Annotated in this window: 17 protein-coding genes and 1 pseudogene; 6 read left to right on the forward strand and 12 right to left on the reverse strand. The window is 61.5% G+C overall.

Annotation, left to right across the window (positions count from 1 at the left end; translation table 11 throughout):
• Window positions 1-35: 35 nt before the first annotated feature.
• A complete protein-coding gene (locus RTS12_RS09785; protein ID WP_312527959.1) occupies window positions 36-245 on the reverse strand; it encodes a hypothetical protein in 210 nt (69 codons plus the stop codon).
• 110 nt (window positions 246-355) lie between these two features.
• Between RTS12_RS09785 and RTS12_RS09790 the strand changes: the two genes are divergently transcribed.
• Window positions 356-757 carry a group III truncated hemoglobin gene (locus tag RTS12_RS09790; protein WP_312527961.1) on the forward strand — a complete coding sequence of 134 codons (402 nt, stop codon included), beginning with the start codon at window positions 356-358 and terminating at the stop codon, window positions 755-757.
• A 26-nt stretch (window positions 758-783) separates the two neighbouring features.
• Here the strand turns inward: RTS12_RS09790 and RTS12_RS09795 are convergent, their stop codons facing one another.
• The 5 genes from RTS12_RS09795 to RTS12_RS09815 form a co-directional block, all read right to left on the reverse strand.
• Window positions 784-1,443, reverse strand: coding sequence for a trimeric intracellular cation channel family protein (locus RTS12_RS09795; protein WP_312527962.1), 660 nt, complete (start codon window positions 1,441-1,443; stop codon window positions 784-786).
• Window positions 1,440-1,910 (reverse strand): ribonuclease HI, encoded by a 471-nt coding sequence (gene rnhA, locus RTS12_RS09800; protein WP_312527963.1) that lies wholly within the window; start codon window positions 1,908-1,910, stop codon window positions 1,440-1,442. The genes RTS12_RS09795 and rnhA overlap by 4 nt, the downstream gene beginning before the upstream one ends.
• 396 nt (window positions 1,911-2,306) lie before the next feature.
• The gene (ispH, locus tag RTS12_RS09805) at window positions 2,307-3,257 is read right to left on the reverse strand and encodes a 4-hydroxy-3-methylbut-2-enyl diphosphate reductase (RefSeq protein WP_312527964.1); all 951 of its coding nucleotides are present in this window, start codon (window positions 3,255-3,257) and stop codon (window positions 2,307-2,309) included.
• A gap of 91 nt (window positions 3,258-3,348) precedes the next feature.
• Complete coding sequence (locus RTS12_RS09810) at window positions 3,349-3,897, reverse strand: adenine phosphoribosyltransferase (protein WP_312527965.1); 549 nt, start codon at window positions 3,895-3,897, stop codon at window positions 3,349-3,351.
• Window positions 3,894-4,490 (reverse strand): flavin reductase family protein, encoded by a 597-nt coding sequence (locus tag RTS12_RS09815; protein ID WP_312527966.1) that lies wholly within the window; start codon window positions 4,488-4,490, stop codon window positions 3,894-3,896. The genes RTS12_RS09810 and RTS12_RS09815 overlap by 4 nt, the downstream gene beginning before the upstream one ends.
• A 168-nt stretch (window positions 4,491-4,658) precedes the next feature.
• Between RTS12_RS09815 and RTS12_RS09820 the strand changes: the two are divergent.
• Together RTS12_RS09820 and RTS12_RS09825 are read left to right on the forward strand one after the other, a co-directional pair.
• Window positions 4,659-5,135: pseudogene (locus RTS12_RS09820) on the forward strand (GNAT family N-acetyltransferase); the annotation flags it as partial.
• Between the two features lie 139 nt (window positions 5,136-5,274).
• Entirely contained in the window at window positions 5,275-6,078 is an 804-nt protein-coding gene (locus RTS12_RS09825) for an EcsC family protein (protein ID WP_312527967.1), read from the forward strand.
• A gap of 11 nt (window positions 6,079-6,089) precedes the next feature.
• Here the strand turns inward: RTS12_RS09825 and RTS12_RS09830 are convergent, their stop codons facing one another.
• From RTS12_RS09830 to hemE, 3 genes are all read right to left on the reverse strand, one after another.
• Complete coding sequence (locus RTS12_RS09830) at window positions 6,090-7,625, reverse strand: ATP-dependent helicase (protein WP_312527968.1); 1,536 nt, start codon at window positions 7,623-7,625, stop codon at window positions 6,090-6,092.
• A 45-nt stretch (window positions 7,626-7,670) separates the two neighbouring features.
• Window positions 7,671-8,552, reverse strand: coding sequence for a DMT family transporter (locus RTS12_RS09835; RefSeq protein ID WP_312527970.1), 882 nt, complete (start codon window positions 8,550-8,552; stop codon window positions 7,671-7,673).
• A 140-nt stretch (window positions 8,553-8,692) separates the two neighbouring features.
• Entirely contained in the window at window positions 8,693-9,721 is a 1,029-nt protein-coding gene (gene hemE, locus RTS12_RS09840) for a uroporphyrinogen decarboxylase (RefSeq protein WP_312527972.1), read from the reverse strand.
• 85 nt (window positions 9,722-9,806) lie between these two features.
• Here hemE and hemC point away from each other — a divergent pair, with 85 nt between their 5' ends.
• The gene (hemC, locus tag RTS12_RS09845; RefSeq protein WP_312527974.1) at window positions 9,807-10,739 is read left to right on the forward strand and encodes a hydroxymethylbilane synthase; all 933 of its coding nucleotides are present in this window, start codon (window positions 9,807-9,809) and stop codon (window positions 10,737-10,739) included.
• Between the two features lie 127 nt (window positions 10,740-10,866).
• Here hemC and cbiB read toward each other — a convergent pair whose 3' ends face one another.
• The 3 genes from cbiB to RTS12_RS09860 are packed head-to-tail and all read right to left on the reverse strand — an operon-like array spanning window position 10,867 to window position 13,036.
• Window positions 10,867-11,805 carry an adenosylcobinamide-phosphate synthase CbiB gene (cbiB, locus tag RTS12_RS09850; RefSeq protein ID WP_312527975.1) on the reverse strand — a complete coding sequence of 313 codons (939 nt, stop codon included), beginning with the start codon at window positions 11,803-11,805 and terminating at the stop codon, window positions 10,867-10,869.
• A 2-nt stretch (window positions 11,806-11,807) separates the two neighbouring features.
• Window positions 11,808-12,347, reverse strand: a complete 540-nt coding sequence (locus RTS12_RS09855; protein WP_312527976.1) for a histidine phosphatase family protein — start codon at window positions 12,345-12,347, stop codon at window positions 11,808-11,810.
• On the reverse strand, window positions 12,344-13,036 hold the full coding sequence (locus RTS12_RS09860; RefSeq protein ID WP_312527978.1) for a winged helix DNA-binding protein: 693 nt from the start codon (window positions 13,034-13,036) through the stop codon (window positions 12,344-12,346). Before RTS12_RS09860 ends, RTS12_RS09855 begins: the two co-directional genes overlap by 4 nt.
• 282 nt (window positions 13,037-13,318) lie before the next feature.
• Here RTS12_RS09860 and RTS12_RS09865 point away from each other — a divergent pair, with 282 nt between their 5' ends.
• Together RTS12_RS09865 and RTS12_RS09870 are read left to right on the forward strand one after the other, a co-directional pair.
• Complete coding sequence (locus tag RTS12_RS09865; RefSeq protein ID WP_312527979.1) at window positions 13,319-14,479, forward strand: acyl-CoA dehydrogenase family protein; 1,161 nt, start codon at window positions 13,319-13,321, stop codon at window positions 14,477-14,479.
• Complete coding sequence (locus RTS12_RS09870; RefSeq protein WP_312527980.1) at window positions 14,479-14,991, forward strand: lysozyme inhibitor LprI family protein; 513 nt, start codon at window positions 14,479-14,481, stop codon at window positions 14,989-14,991. Before RTS12_RS09865 ends, RTS12_RS09870 begins: the two co-directional genes overlap by 1 nt.
• Window positions 14,992-15,269: the final 278 nt, after the last annotated feature.

A 15,269-nucleotide genomic window follows, 5' to 3' on the forward strand; every position in this document is an offset into this window, starting at 1 on the left:
TCCCGACGGCGAGGACCCCCTACGCCGCCGGGCGACTAATTCGAATGATGAAAGCCGTCATAAACATGACCGGGGTTATAGGAACCGGCAAGCCGAGGATCAAGCGCCGACAGCGCCTCATGCGCGAGTTGCTTGCGCGGTGGTGCTGCATTGATCCCGGTTTTGCTTCGGGCCGCGACGATTTCGCTTTGATCGCGGGCCCACAGCAGGGCTGTGCCCGCGATCTTGGGCGCCGCGATCCCCACCTGATCGCGCTCGCGGTGCCAAGCACGATGCCAAGTACGATGCCACGCACGGGGGCAGAGGCTCGCGATGGTGGCTTGCGCCTGGGCCGAACTCTTCCCACATTGGCACCATGTCTGATCCGCGCTTTGCCATTACCCCCGAAGATATCGACCGTGTCGTTGCGGTCTTTTACCAGGCCGTTCGCCGGCACGAGACCTTGGGGCCGATCTTTGCGCGCCATGTCGATCATTGGCCCACGCATGAGGCCAAGATCGCGGGGTTCTGGCGCAATGCCATCCTGCGCGAGCGGGGTTATGACGGCAATCCGATGCGCGTGCATATCGCTGCAGGCGATGTCAAATCCGAACATTTCGCGCCTTGGCTGATGCTTTTTGACGAGGCGCTGCGCCGTTGTCTGCCGCCCGATGTGGCCCAGACCTGGTCCGCACTTGCCCATCGCATCGGGGGTGGCCTGCGCATGGGGGTCGAGGATCTGCGCGTCAAATCCGACGCGCCCCCAAGGCTTGTTTGATCCGCAAAGCCTAAATCGAGGCCATCTCAGGGCTCTTTGGGGTCAACCCCGGGAATGACCTTGGGCGGCGAGGGCTTGTAAACCGGCAGTTTCCAACCCCATACCATGCTTCCTGCACGCAGGGCAAAAGTCACCAGCCCACAGGCCAAAAGGCCCAAGCCATGTGCCAGCCCGAATTGTTGCGCCAATAATGCCGCCAAAGCACCGCCAAAGGCTGCGGTCAAATAAAGCTCGCCCTGCTTGAGCAGCAATGGCACCTCATTTGAGATCACATCCCGGATCAGCCCGCCCACGCTGGCCGTAATCACCCCGGCCATTGTGACGATCACCGCGCCAAAACCCGCGGTCATGGCAAAATCGACCCCCGCCGGAACCGCGACGGCCAAAGCCAGCGCATCGAACCACAAAAGCGCGCGATAGCGGCTTTCCAGAAGGTGAGCGGTGAAAAAGACCAAAACTGCCGCAACGACTGCGGCCAGGATCAGATTGGGCCGCGCCACCCAGAAAATCGCATCGCGACCAAACAGCAGATCGCGGACCGTGCCGCCACCCACCGCCGTCACGACGGCAAAAAAGATAAACCCGACCAGATCAAGCTGGCCGCGGCTGGCGACCAATGCTCCGGTCAGCGCAAAGATGAACACCGAGCCGTAATCCAGCAAAAGCTGTGCATCCGCCAAAATCATGCAGCAGGCCCCTTGACCGGCTTATAGGGCGCCATGCCCGCTCGGGCCAATTCATCCGCACGCTCGTTTTCGGCGTGACCGGCATGGCCCTTGATCCATTTCCAGTGAACGTCGTGACGCTCTTGCGCGCTCTCCAGCCGCTGCCAAAGATCGATATTCTTGACCGGCTTGCGGTCGGCGGTTTTCCAGCCGTTGCGCTTCCAGCCATGAACCCATTGCGTGACCCCATTTTTGACATAGGCGCTATCGGTGGTGATCGTGATCACCGCGGGGCGGGTCAGGGTCTCCAAGGCCGCGATTGCCGCCATCAACTCCATGCGGTTGTTGGTGGTATCGGCCTCACCCCCCGAAAGTTCGCGTTCCTTGATAATGCGATCGCCCTCTTGGGCCCGCATCAAGACACCCCAGCCACCCGGGCCGGGATTGCCCGAGCAAGCCCCATCCGTCCATGCATAAAGTTCAGTCACTGCTCTTCCGCTACACTTTCTTGGGCAAGGGCCTGACCCAGATGGGGCCAAAACCGCTAAAGGCGCCACGCAGACCTTGATCCCCGCATCAGGGACCGCCAAACGAGGCAATCATAGGCGTAAAACGCAAATTCAAACAGGGTCAAGCCTTTCGGCGCATTTCAGCGCCAGGCCTGCCATGTCTTTCATGCTTAAATATCCCGGGGGAGGCCGCAGGACGGGGGCAGAGCCCCCACCAGCTTGACAATGCCAAAGCCTCAGCCTGACGCGGAAGGCGCGACCCGAACTGAGTTGGCCCAAACCGCGCTGATCCAAACCGCGCTGATCCAAGCCACGCTGATCCAAGCCGCGCTGACCCAGTTCAAGATGACCCCCAAGACAGGGGCGTCACCGGGTTCACGCCTCGCGCAGAACCCGCGGGACTTTGAATTCGACATTCTCGCGCGCTGTCTCGACGATCTCGACGGTGACATCATAGCGCTCGCGAAAGGCGGCAATGACCTCATTGACCAAAACCTCGGGGGCGCTCGCTCCGGCTGTCACGCCGACTGATCGCGCTCCTGCGATGGCGCGCCAGTCGATGTGATCAGCGCGTTGCACCAGTTGGCTATAGGCGCAGCCTGCAGCTTTGCCCACTTCGACCAATCGGCGCGAGTTTGATGAATTCGGCGCGCCGATCACCAGCAAGGCGTCGATCTTTGGTGCGATTTCCTTGACCGAGGCCTGACGGTTGGTCGTGGCATAGCAAATATCTTCCTTGGCGGGGCCGACGATCGCGGGAAAGCGCGCTTGCAGCGCCGCGACAATGGCTGCCGTGTCGTCGACAGAAAGTGTGGTCTGGGTGATAAAGGCCAGTTTGGCAGCGTCGCGTGGCGAAATGGTTGCGACATCTTCGACCGTTTCGACCAAAAGCACTTCGCCCTCGGGCAATTGGCCCATTGTGCCCAGCACCTCGGGATGGCCGGCGTGCCCGATCATCACCATCTGCAGGCCCGCCGCGTGATGACGCTCGGCCTCGACATGAACCTTGCTGACCAGGGGGCAGGTCGCATCGACAAAGACCATCTCGCGCGCCCGCGCCGCTGCGGGTACGGATTTGGGAACCCCATGCGCCGAAAAGATCACCGGGCGGTCTGCCGGGCAGTCCTCTAGCTCTTCGACAAAGACCGCGCCTTTGTCGCGCAGCCCGTCAACGACGAATTTGTTATGGACGATCTCGTGGCGGACATAGACCGGAGCACCCCATTTTTGCAGCGCCATCTCGACGATCTTGATTGCGCGATCCACGCCCGCGCAAAACCCGCGCGGCGCCGCCAGATAAAGCATCAGTTGCGGTTTCTCGGTCATGCCACTCACCTTGCCTGAAAAGGGCAGGGCGCAGCCTTGGTGCGCCCCGTCGCAGTCATATCGCATTCGCCTCGTCTTGTGGACGATAACGTCAATCGCCCTCGAATGCGGTCAGCGCATAGACATCCACGCCCGCATCTTCCAGCAGCTTGCGACCGCCCAGATCGGGCAGATCGATCACAAAGGCGCAACCGATCACCTCGGCGCCCAACCGCTCGCAAAGGTGGATCGCCGCTTTGGCAGTGCCGCCCGTGGCCAGCAGGTCATCCACGATCAGAACCTTCTCGCCCGGCTTGATGGCATCGTCATGAATTTCCATGACCGCTTCGCCGTATTCCAGCTGGTAGGATTCGCTTAGAACCGCGCCCGGCAGCTTGCCCTTCTTGCGGATCGGCACAAATCCCACGGTCAGCTGATGGGCCACCGCGCCGCCCAGAATAAAGCCGCGTGCCTCAAGGCCGACGACTTTGTCGATACGCTCACCGGCATAGGGGGTCAGCAGCTGGTCGACGGCCATGCGGAAGCCGCGGGCATCCTGAAACAGGGTGGTGACATCGCGGAAGATGATCCCTTCCTTGGGGAAGTCAGCAATCGTGCGGATGTAATCCCTGACGCTCTTTTGCTCGTGGCGGACGCTCATGGACGCTCCATTTCAAAGGTTTCGCGGACGGCGGTGTAGTCTTTGTAACCCAGACGCGCCAGCCAGCCCGCGCCGGAAAGATCAAATTTCCCGTCTTTTAGACAGTCTTCGCGGATGTGGATGCCCGTGACGACCCCCAAAACCATAAAATTTGCCTCTCCGGCCAGTCGAATGATTCGCGTCATACGACATTCAAGCGCAGCCGGGGCGTTGGCGACGCGGGGGCAGTCGATGGTGCGGCACTGCGCCTTTTCGATGCCGCAGCTTTCGAATTCATCTTGTCCGGCAGCCATTGCCGCACTGCTTGCATTGACCTGATCGCGCAGCGCACCATCGGCGATATTCACGCAAAAGACATGACTTTGTGCGATCTGCGAGACCGAGTCCTTGGTCCCCGCGCGGTCAGGTTTGGCCCCGGTCGAGGCAAACATCACCTGCGGTGGCTGATAGGCAGTCGCATTGAAAAACGAATAGGGCGCCAGATTGTCGCCCGCCTTTGCGCGAGTCGAGATCCAGCCAATCGGGCGGGGCGCGACAATGGCATTGAAAGGATTATGGGGCAGACCATGGCCATCCAGAGGCGTGTAAAACATCGGCTTCTCCTTGATGCGGCGGGGTATTCAACGTCGGCGCGGTTTGCCACAACCTCTATGGACACGAACCTATTGCTGGAATGTGCAAATTTTTGCGACCCATGGCCCCAGTCGGTTTGACTTGGCAATATTGCATGATAGGGCAAGCCGATCCAAGCGGGAGGCGGGATGTACGAACTTTGCCCCGAGACACCGGCAGATACGCCTGAAGTCGAAGCGCTCTATGACCTGTGCTTTGCGCCGGGACGGACGGCCTTGTCGTCCTATCGTCTCCGAGAGGGGGTGCCTGCGGTTGCAGATCTGTGTCTGATTTTACGTAATCAATCCGATGCGGTCATTGCTGCCATCCGCTATTGGCCCGTCGAGGTTGATGGCCATGCCGTCTTGTTGCTTGGGCCGATTGCGGTCCATCCGACCGCACAAGGCGAGGGACTGGGCGGCTATCTGATGCGGGAAAGCCTGAAACGGGCACAAGCCATGGGCTGGGGCCGGGTCATGCTGGTGGGCGATGCGCCCTATTACAGCCGCTTTGGCTTTCACAAGCTGGACCATGTGCGCATGCCGCCGCCGACAAACCCTGACCGTGTGTTGGGGCAGGAACTTCAGCCCGGCGCATGGGTTGGTGTGCAGGGTGATGTCACGCGCGAGACGCGGCCGGATGTGCTGGCCGGGCTTGCCGAGATTGAAAACACCCCGGCAGTGCAACCCGCCTGCGTCGAGGTCGATCTGGCGTCAGACACCGACGGGGCGACGGCATTGCCGCAAACCAAGGCCGAGGCATTGAATGACAAGCGAGAAGCGCCCCACGACCGTCGCGCAGGCCATCCTGCCACCGATAACTGACCCGACCATCCATGCCGAGGTGGACCGGCTGGTCCGGCGCTATCTGGATGCTGGCGGCATCGGAATGGATATTCTGGGCTCGATCGGTGGCAAGGCGGAAAACCTGCTGAACCGGCTGCCCGAGGTCGTGCGCAACCGGATGGACAAGATCACCTTGGGGGCGCTCAACCGCGCCTTCAGCGCGGCCACGCGCTCGCGTCGGATGCTGGGGGATCGCGGCGAATGGTTTAACCGACTGCTCTCGACGGCATCAGGGGCTGCGGGCGGATTGGCGGGCCTTCCGGGTGCCGTAATCGAGATGCCGCTGACAATCACGCTTTTGCTGCGCGCGATCATGGAGATCGCGGTCGAGCACGGCTTTGATCCCAATTCCGATGAGGTTCGCCTTGAGGCGTTGCGCATCTTTGCCACTGCCGGCCCGCTGGCCGAGGATGATGGCACCGATCTGGGCCTACTGGCCGCGCGATTGTCGATTACGGGTCAGACCATTCAGGGTTTGATTTCCAAGGTCGCGCCAAAACTGTCGGTATCGCTGGGCCAAAAGCTTGCGGCTCAGGCCACGCCGGTTTTTGGTGCCATGGCGGGGGCGACGATCAACTATACATTCGCGCGCTACTATCAGGAATTGGCGCGGGTGCATTTCGGCATCATGCGCCTGTCGCAGGAAACCGCCATCCCTCGCGAGGCGCTGAACGAGGCCTTTGAAATCCGGGTCGAGCAAATTCGGGGTGGCGGCAAACACTAAGGCCTGTGCAATCACCCTTCGTTTTGCTCTTCGGCCTCGCTTGCCAGCTCAAGGACAGGGGTGGGCACCGCCAGATGGTCAATCGACAATGGACCCGAAGGGCGCGCCAGACGTGGCTTTACGACCCAGTAAAGCCGCTCTTGTGCGCGGGTAATCGCGACATAGGTCAGGCGTTTCCACAAGGGCAGCCCGGCCTCGTTGCGGTTGGACCAGGCCGCCGCAGAAATGTCGGGGCCGAAAATTTGCACATCGGGCCATTGGCTGCCCTGAGCCTTGTGGATCGTCACCGCTGCGCCATGCAAAAAGGCCGCGCCCATACGGGCGGCGAAGGGGATAAAGGGCTCTTCGACATCGGGCATTTCGATCTTAACGATCGAGGCGGCCGATAGGCGCGGATCTTCGGCACCGATCACATGCAGGCGCGAAAAGCCCGGCTTGCGACCCGGCCCCAGATAGATGACCTGCGCGCCCTTGATCAGGCCGCGTGCCTCTAGGTCGATGCGCTTTTTGCGGTGCTTTAACGGCAGTTCCAGCCCGTCGCAGATCAGCGGTTCGCCGGGGAGAAGGGCATCGGGCGGTGCGCCATAGGCCGAGCGGAAGGCCGAAATCAGCCGCACACGTGTCGCATTGCGCCAGACCAGAACCGGGCTTTGCGCCATCAGATCGCTTTCGACCCTTTCGGCCCAGATCACCCGGGAATCGCGTTGCGCGGCATCGCGCACCATATCCTCGAAAGAGGCGAAATCGAGCTGCGGGTCGGCCAGCGCATGGGCCAGATCCAAGATCGGGCTGTCATTGGCCTGGCGGTGAATGCGGTTCAGGATCAGCTTTTGCTTCGTGGCCAGCCGGTCAAAGACCATTTCGCCCGATTGCCCGACCGGAGCCAACTGGGCCGGATCGCCAAAAAGGATCAGAACCGGAAAGATGGCACGCAGATCGTCGAACTGGCGTTCATCCAGCATCGAGCTTTCATCGATCAGCCCAATGTCCAGCGCATCCTCGCGCCGCTTCCAGCCCTGAATGAAATCCGAGCCGCGCAGCCCCGCCGCTGCCAGCGCGCCGGGGATCGAGGCGTGCAATTCATAGAATGCCTTGGCCCGGTCCAGCGCCTCGTCCGACAGCTCGGGGATCTGGGGGCGCTCGCCCACCCCCGTCAGCCATTCCGCAATCCGTTCATATTCGGGGTCATAGACCGGGGTATAAAGAATGCGGTGGATGGTCGTCGCGGGCACGCCGCGCATGCGCAAAACGAAGGCAGCCTTGTTGGTGGGGGCAAGTACCGCGACGGTGCGTCGCTCTTTGCGCTTCTTGCCCTCATAATCGCCCGAGACGATCTCGACGCCCGCCTCTTTCAAGGCGCGGGTCAGCTCGGCCAGAAGCAGGGTCTTGCCCGAACCTGCCTTGCCGATCACGGCCATGACACTGCCCTTGCCGGGCTCGGGGGGCATGACTTCTTCGGTGGTCAGATCGACGCCCGCCTCTTGCAGCAAAAGGGTCAGCGCATCCCAGGCTTCGGCCTGATCGGAGGAGAGTATGGGCAGGGTCATGCCCATCTGTTAGCCTGCAAGGGCCGCTGGCGCAAAGCGAAACCTTCAGCCCCTTGCGCTGACCGCGATCAGGGCCGCCACACCCAGCACGATCAGCCCCATGCCCGCAAGCTGGCGCCCCGAGGTCTTTTGCCGAAAGATCCGTCCTGACACCAGTTGCGCGAGTGGCACTTCGATCAGGGCCAAGGTGCGGACATTGGCGGCCGAGGTCATGGCAAAGCCCAAAAACCAAAAGAGCGAGGCAAAGGCGCCAAGAAAGCCCGCGCCAAGCGAATCCCGCCAATGTCTGCGGATGCCTTGCAGGGCGGGGCGGTCGGCCATCAAAAGCCAGCCCAGCACGATGCCGGTTTGCATGATCAGGCTCATGGCCAACACCGTGCTGGCGCGGGTCAGGTAATCGCCAAAGGGCAACGCCAGAATGGCGCCACGAAAGCCGATGGAGGAAAGGCCAAACAACAGCCCTGCTGCAACCCCCATTGCAATGGGTTGCCAGCCGCCCTGACGCCAGTTCACCCCAGACATCATCACCACACCGAAGGTCGCGACGGTGATGGCGGCCATACGCGCCGCCCCAAGCGGCTCGGCCAAAAGAACCGCGCCGATGACCGCAAGCGTTACCGGCTCGGTCTTGATAAGGGCTGTCACCACGCCAAAGCCACGCAGGTTCATGGTTTGCAACATCAGCGCCGTTGCCCCGATCTGGGCCATCGCCCCCAGCGCGGCCCAACCCAAGACCGAGAGGTCGGGGCGTGGCAGCTCAACCCAAAGCGAGAGGGCCGCCAGAAAGATCAGGGCAAAGGGCAGGCCAAACAGAAAGCGCACTGCGGTGGCCCCCATCGTGCCGATCTGCGTGGTCAGATGCCGCTGCGCCGCATTGCGCCCAGTTTGCGCCACAGCCGCGATCAAGGTGGCGATGATCCAGCCCATTTGGGTCGTCCTTATGTCAGCAGAAAAAAAGCAGGGTGTCGGTCAAAAGCCGCGGCGCCGCACGAAAAGCGCCTTGCGGACAGCGCGGCGAGAATAAGAAAAGCCGGGCGCGACGGCCCGGCTTGTCCTTTACCCAGGGATCAGCCCCGGATCGCTTCGATCATGCGATGGACATTCTCGGGATCGGCGTCTGGCGTAATGCCATGGCCAAGGTTGAAAATATGGGGGCCTTGCGAAAAGGCCTGGGCGATGCGCTTGGTCTCGGACACAAGGCGCGGCCCACCTTCAACCAGCAGGCGCGGATCAAGATTGCCCTGAACACAGCCGTCCTTTTGGACCTCGGCTGCGGCCCATTGCGCATCAACCGATTGGTCAAGCGCCACGGCATCAGCGCCGGTCGCTTTGGCAAATCCCACGTAACGCGGCCCTGCTTCACGCGGAAACGCGATGATCGGCGTGTCGGGGTGGCGCGCTTTCAGCGCTGCGATGATCTTTTTTGCAGGGGCCAGGGCAAAGTCGTCGAAATCCTGCCCCTTGAGCGAGCCGGCCCAGCTGTCAAACAGCTTAAGCACTTCGGCGCCTGCCTCGACCTGAGCGGACAGATATTCGATAGTGCCGTCGGCAATCTTGTCGATCAGCGCGGCGAAGGCTGCGCGGTCGGCTGCCTTAAAGGCATGGGCCGGTCCCTGATCCGGGGTGCCGCGTCCGGCAACCATATAGGTCGCCACCGTCCAGGGCGCGCCGGCAAAACCGATCAGCGTGGTTTCCTGTGGCAATTCGCGGCGCAAAATGCGCAGGGTCTCGTAAATCGGCGACAGCTTCTCGTGGACATCGGCGGCGGGGCGCAGATCGGCCACGCCCTTGGCATCGGTGATCGTCGACAGGCGCGGGCCCTCTCCGGTCACAAACCACACATCCGAGCCGAGCGCCTGCGGCAACAGCAAAATATCGGCAAACAGGATCGCCGCATCGAAACCGTAGCGCCGGATCGGCTGCAACGTCACTTCGGCAGCAAGTTCGGGGTTATAGCACAGCGACAAAAAGTCGCCCGCTTGGGCCCGGGTCGCCCGATATTCCGGCAAATAGCGTCCCGCCTGACGCATCATCCAGATCGGCGGGGTCGGCAGGCGTTCACCGGCGAGGGCACGCAGCATGGTCTTGCGGGTCATGTCATCTCCTATGTCGTCCCTTCATCGCCAGCCGCTCCCCGTTGTCAAGTGCGCGGCGTGGGGGTATGGCGCATACATGGAACAGATGCCCAACTCCTCCCGCCCCCTTCGCATCGGCACGCGTGGCTCGGTGCTGGCGCTTGCACAGGCGCATGAGACCCGTGCCCGGCTGATGGCCGCGCATGATCTGCCCGAAGATGCCTTTGTCATTCAGGTGATCAAAACCACCGGTGACCGCATCCTTGACCGCGCCCTCAAAGAGATCGGCGGCAAGGGTCTGTTCACCCGTGAGATCGAGGACGCCTTGATTGCAGGCGAGATCGATATTGCCGTTCATTCGATGAAGGATATGCCGACGATCCAGCCCGAGGGTTTGGTGATCGACTGCTATCTTCCGCGCGAAGATGTGCGCGACGCCTTTGTCAGCCCGCATTTCGGTTCGATCTCGGATCTGCCGCAGGGGGCCGTCGTCGGCTCGTCCAGCCTGCGCCGTCGTGCCCAATTGGCCGCGCGCCGCCCGGACCTGCAGCTGGTCGAGTTTCGAGGAAACGTCCAGACACGCTTGAAAAAGCTAGAGGATGGCGTGGCTGTTGCGACTTTTCTGGCAATGGCCGGCCTGTCGCGCTTGGATATGACCCATGTCTCGCGCGGGCCGATCCAACCCGAGGAAATGCTGCCTGCCGTGGCGCAGGGCTGTATCGGGGTCGAGCGTCGCGCCGATGATGCACGCATCGCGGCCCTGTTGGCGCCGATCGGCGATCGCGACAGCGCCCTGCGTGTCGCGGCCGAACGCGCCTTTCTGGCCGAGCTGGACGGTTCTTGCCAGACCCCGATTGCCGGGCTTGCGGTGCTAGAGGGCGACAGCCTGTGGCTGCGCGGAGAGATCCTTCGCCCAGATGGCTCTGAGGTGATCGCGGGCGAGCGGCGTGGCCCGGTCGCCGATGGTCCGGCGATGGGCGCGGATCTGGCGCGCGAGTTGCGCCAGAAAGCCCCGGCGGATTTCTTCGACTGGGATTAAGTCAGATGCAGGCGGCCCAATAGCGGGGCCGCCTTTTTCAACCGATGGCATTGGGTGACGTGATGATAGTCGCGGCATTTGGCCACAGCTGATCCGCCATGCTGCGCAAAATTTCTGATGCCAGAGGCTAGATCAGCGCCAAAGAGCCCAGCATCAGCGCCGCCATCAACACGACTGCGCGCCGATAAAGCACCAACCCAAAACGCAGATCTGTGGCAGATGGGTCAGCCGCCTGAGGGTTCAGCCAAGGCTCGGGGCTGATCTGGCCGCCGTAGCTTCGCGGACCTGACAGGCGCACGCCAAGCGCGCCTGCCATAGCCGCTTCGGGCCAGCCGGCATTGGGCGAACGATGACGCTGCGCATCCCGACGCATCACCCGCAACGAGCGCGCGGACCCTGCCGCAAGTGCAATCAGAACACCGGTCAGCCGCGCGGGGATCAGGTTGACCAGATCATCCAGTTTCGCGGCAAAACGGCCAAATTCTCCGTGACGCGCATTCAGATGGCCGATCATGGAATCAAGCGTGTTGATCGCCTTATAGGCCGCAATTCCGGGCAGCCCCAAAACTGCCGCCCAAAACAGCGGCGCGATCACCCCGTCCGAGGCATTCTCGGCCAGACTTTCCAGTGCAGCCCGCGCGATGGGTTGGGGGGCGTCATCCAAATCGCGCCCGACAATCATCGCAACCGCATCCTTGGCCGCGGGTAGATCATCAGCCAAAAGCGGGCGCGCCACCCTGTCGACATGGTCATAAAGCGAACGGCTTGCGACCAAAGGCCAAGCCATGATGCCCAAGATGACCGGGCCGAAGGGAAGCGGTGCCAGAAGAAAGCTTAGGAATATTGCCGGAATGGTGGCCACAGAAATCGTGACAAGACTTGCGATCAAGCCCTTGTAATAGCGGTGCTTCCCACGATTAAATCTTTGGTCAAGAGAGGTGATCACCCGCCCGAGCCATGTGACAGGATGGCCGATGCGGCGGAAAAGCGCATCTGGCCAGCCAAAGGCTGCATCGATGGCTAGGGCGATGCAGGCGGTGGTCAGGGTGTCTTGCAGAAAGGTCATGTTCAGGCGGTCCAGTTGACAGCCTCGATGGACCAGCAACCGGGGGCGCCGTCAAGCACAGTCAGGGATAAAGGTGCGACGGAAAAGGACAGCGCGGATGCGCCAAAGGCCATTGAAAGCGCGGCGCGCACTGTGCCTGCATGGGCGATGATCAAAGTGGTGCCTGTGGCTTCTTCCAGTATCGGGCGCACGCGCGCGACCATATCCCAGAAGCTTTCCCCACCCTCGGGGCGGTGATGGGCCAGCTCTTCGGTGGACAAAGGCCCTAGGTCAGGGATCTTTGACGGTGCCAGACCTTCCCAATTGCCAAAACTCTGCTCCCATAGCTCGGGGCGCGCGGTGGCACTCAGGCCAAGGGCAGTGGCCGTCTGGCGACAGCGCAGTGCGGGGCTGGTCCAAATCTGATCGGGCTCAAACCGCGCGATACGGGTGCGCAGCGCCTCAAGAGCGGCAGGGTCGGGAAATTCGGCGGCAAGATCGCGCCGCCCCGCCAGACCGATCCCCGGTGGCAGCGGCGCATGACGCACAAGGCAAAGCTTCATGACGACGTCAGCGACGAGGCCATGCCCGAGGCCGCCGCAGAGGTGGTGGCGACATGGGCATGTGTGCCGGGATGTTGCGCGGCGTCGCTGTGTGCAGCTGGCGCATTTGCATCTTCGTTATGCGCTGACTGGGTTTTGGCGGGCGCATTTTGTGAGGTGCTGGTCGGGGCAGGGGTGATGGGTGCGGCGGCCTGCTGACGTGCGCGTTCATAAAGCGCGGTCAGATCACTCAGGGCTTGCACCAACTGACCCAATTGGGGAAGCCGCGCCTGCTCGTTGGTGATGTGATTGCGGTTGAGTTCGTGAAAGGCCGCGTGCAGCCTGTGGCCTTCTTGGGTCAGGGCCACGGTCTTTTCCTTGCCGCGCCGTCCCGTCTCGACCAAGCCGCGCTGGCGCAATTTGCGCAAGGCGTAATGGGCAAGATGGGGCTCATCGATTCGGGCAGAGTGGCATAATGCGGTAAAGGTGCAGGCCTCGTGCTGGTTTGCCAGATCAAGCAAGAAGGCGATCTCAAGCGAGGATAGACCCGGATATCCCGATTTTGCCATACCCTCAAACAGCCAGCGCTGATGGGCCTCGGCAGTGCATTTTAGCCGATGCTCTAGCTCGGAAAGCGTGACCATGGACCTGTCATAGGGCGCGGTCTCGATGGCCTTGATCGGCGGATGATGCGGGCTGAACGGGGGCATTTTGCCTCGGGCGTATGATTTCACAGACAGTTTTGACCTGGGCCAATCAGCCAAAGCGTGGCTCCAGCCAAAGAAAATGTCAATGTTTCTGTATGGATAGACGAAATCGCTGCGCCTTTGGTCGTGCCTGCACCCATGCGGATGATTTTCTTGCGCCGGCCTTGGGATGGCGGGGGCGGCCCGGCGCGCGGCTGGCGTGGGGAATGGTTTGTTCGCTTGACGCCACCAGGCAGCCTGCGGCATGATTTAAATGAACACTCGTTCAATAAGCGGGGCCAGCCGATGTTTGCGACCGGAATGGAGTTCGATCTTGGCGAAGAGGTGAACGCGCTGCGCGAGCTGGTCCGGCGCTGGTCCCAGGACAGGCTTGCCCCGATTGCCGCGAAAATCGATCAGGATAACCATTTTCCCAATCGTCTGTGGCCCGAGATGGGTGCGCTTGGGCTTTTGGGGATTACGGTTCCCGAGGCTTGGGGCGGGACGGGCATGGGCTATCTTGCCCATACCGTCGCCACCGAGGAAATTGCCCGCGCCAGTGCCTCGGTCAGCCTGTCTTATGGCGCCCATTCCAACCTTTGCGTCAATCAGATCAATCTGAACGGCACCGATCAGCAGCGCGCCAGATATTTGCCCGATCTATGCTCGGGCAAAGCCATCGGGGCGCTTGCCATGTCCGAAGTCGGGGCGGGGTCGGATGTGATCTCGATGCAGTTGCGCGCAAGCAAAATGGGCGATCACTATATCCTCAACGGCAGCAAATATTGGATCACGAATGCCCCCGATGCCAGCACGCTGGTCGTCTATGCCAAGACGCAACCCGATGCGGGTTCTAAGGGGATCACGGCCTTTATCATCGAAAGGGGAATGGCCGGCTTTTCCAGCTCGGCGCATTTTGACAAGCTGGGGATGCGCGGCTCGAATACGGGCGAGCTGATCTTTGAAAACTGCGCAGTTCCCGCCGAAAATATCTTGGGTCAGGAAGGCAGGGGCGTGCGGGTGCTGATGTCGGGCCTGGATTATGAACGGCTGGTGCTTTCGGGGATCGGCCTTGGCATCATGGCTGCCTGTCTGGATGCGGTCGTGCCCTATCTGCGCGAGCGGCGCCAGTTCGGTCAGCCCATCGGTTCTTTTCAGCTTATGCAAGCCAAGATCGCGGATATGTATGTCGCGCTGAATACGGCGCGCGCCTATAGTTATGAGGTCGCAAGGGCTTGCGATGCTGGCAAAGTCACGCGCCAGGACGCCGCAGGGGCGGTACTATATGCCTCAGAGCAGGCAATGGTTCAGGCCCATCAGGCGGTTCAGGCGTTTGGCGGGGCTGGCTTTTTAAACGATTCGGTGGTCAGCCGCCTGTTTCGCGACGCCAAGCTGATGGAGATCGGCGCGGGAACAAGTGAAATCAGGCGCATGCTGATCGGCCGTGAATTGATGGGATTAGGCTGATGCGCGCAATTTTCCTGGCCATAAGCGTGATGGTGGCGGCTCCGGCAATAGCCGAGGCGCCGGATAAGCCGGATTATCACCCCGAGGTCCTGCAAGACTGCCTTGACGGTAAAAACGATTACGATGGGCGTGCGGTCTGCATTGGTGCGGCATCCGATGATTGCATGTCCACACCCAAGGGGCAGACCACGGTTGGCATGGTGCAATGCCTTACCCTAGAGGCGACAGATTGGGATAATCGCCTGAACGGCACCTATAAAACGCTGGTCGAGGAACAAAAGGCCGCGGATGCCAATCTGGCGTCCCTGGGCTCGGCGGTCAAACCCGAACGGGTGCAGCGCTTGCAGCAGATGCAACGCAACTGGGTCAGCTACCGCGATGCGGCCTGCAAGTTCGATGAGGCGCAATGGGACGGCGGCAGCGGCTCGGGCCCCGCGGTCAGTGCGTGTCTCATGACATTGACCGGACGTCAGGCTTTGTATCTCGAGCAATATCTCAAGGCGAACAACTAAGATGCGCAGCCCGCGAGCAGCCAATGTGAGGACGGGCATTGCCCCATTCCACAAGGCGGCTCGCAGGGGGCGCAAATCCCAGAACCTGGATGCCCGACCAGCTTGGCCGGGCATCCTCGCGGTCTTAGAATTTCATCACATAAGAGGCGCCGACGACCACCGGATCGACGTCAAGCTTGCCGATCTTCTTGCCGTTCAGATAGACGTCGCTGTTGATATCGATCCAACGGATATCGGCACGCAGCGCGGATTTTTCGTTGATCCAGTAATCGGTGCCA

This window comes from Paracoccus sp. (in: a-proteobacteria) (assembly GCF_032007265.1).
GTDB lineage: Bacteria > Pseudomonadota > Alphaproteobacteria > Rhodobacterales > Rhodobacteraceae > Paracoccus.

What these genes read in the sequence shown, in the direction of transcription:
- RTS12_RS09790 (WP_312527961.1), top strand. Translation starts at nt 356, where the DNA reads ATGTCTGATCCGCGCTTTGCCATTACCCCCGAAGATATCGACCGTGTC.
- RTS12_RS09795 (WP_312527962.1), bottom strand. Translation starts at nt 1,443, where the DNA reads ATGATTTTGGCGGATGCACAGCTTTTGCTGGATTACGGCTCGGTGTTC.
- ispH (WP_312527964.1), bottom strand. Translation starts at nt 3,257, where the DNA reads ATGACCGAGAAACCGCAACTGATGCTTTATCTGGCGGCGCCGCGCGGG.
- RTS12_RS09810 (WP_312527965.1), bottom strand. Translation starts at nt 3,897, where the DNA reads ATGAGCGTCCGCCACGAGCAAAAGAGCGTCAGGGATTACATCCGCACG.
- RTS12_RS09815 (WP_312527966.1), bottom strand. Translation starts at nt 4,490, where the DNA reads ATGTTTTACACGCCTCTGGATGGCCATGGTCTGCCCCATAATCCTTTC.
- RTS12_RS09825 (WP_312527967.1), top strand. Translation starts at nt 5,275, where the DNA reads ATGACAAGCGAGAAGCGCCCCACGACCGTCGCGCAGGCCATCCTGCCA.
- RTS12_RS09830 (WP_312527968.1), bottom strand. Translation starts at nt 7,625, where the DNA reads ATGACCCTGCCCATACTCTCCTCCGATCAGGCCGAAGCCTGGGATGCG.
- RTS12_RS09835 (WP_312527970.1), bottom strand. Translation starts at nt 8,552, where the DNA reads ATGGGCTGGATCATCGCCACCTTGATCGCGGCTGTGGCGCAAACTGGG.
- hemE (WP_312527972.1), bottom strand. Translation starts at nt 9,721, where the DNA reads ATGACCCGCAAGACCATGCTGCGTGCCCTCGCCGGTGAACGCCTGCCG.
- hemC (WP_312527974.1), top strand. Translation starts at nt 9,807, where the DNA reads ATGCCCAACTCCTCCCGCCCCCTTCGCATCGGCACGCGTGGCTCGGTG.
- cbiB (WP_312527975.1), bottom strand. Translation starts at nt 11,805, where the DNA reads ATGACCTTTCTGCAAGACACCCTGACCACCGCCTGCATCGCCCTAGCC.
- RTS12_RS09855 (WP_312527976.1), bottom strand. Translation starts at nt 12,347, where the DNA reads ATGAAGCTTTGCCTTGTGCGTCATGCGCCGCTGCCACCGGGGATCGGT.
- RTS12_RS09860 (WP_312527978.1), bottom strand. Translation starts at nt 13,036, where the DNA reads ATGCCCCCGTTCAGCCCGCATCATCCGCCGATCAAGGCCATCGAGACC.
- RTS12_RS09865 (WP_312527979.1), top strand. Translation starts at nt 13,319, where the DNA reads ATGTTTGCGACCGGAATGGAGTTCGATCTTGGCGAAGAGGTGAACGCG.
- RTS12_RS09870 (WP_312527980.1), top strand. Translation starts at nt 14,479, where the DNA reads ATGCGCGCAATTTTCCTGGCCATAAGCGTGATGGTGGCGGCTCCGGCA.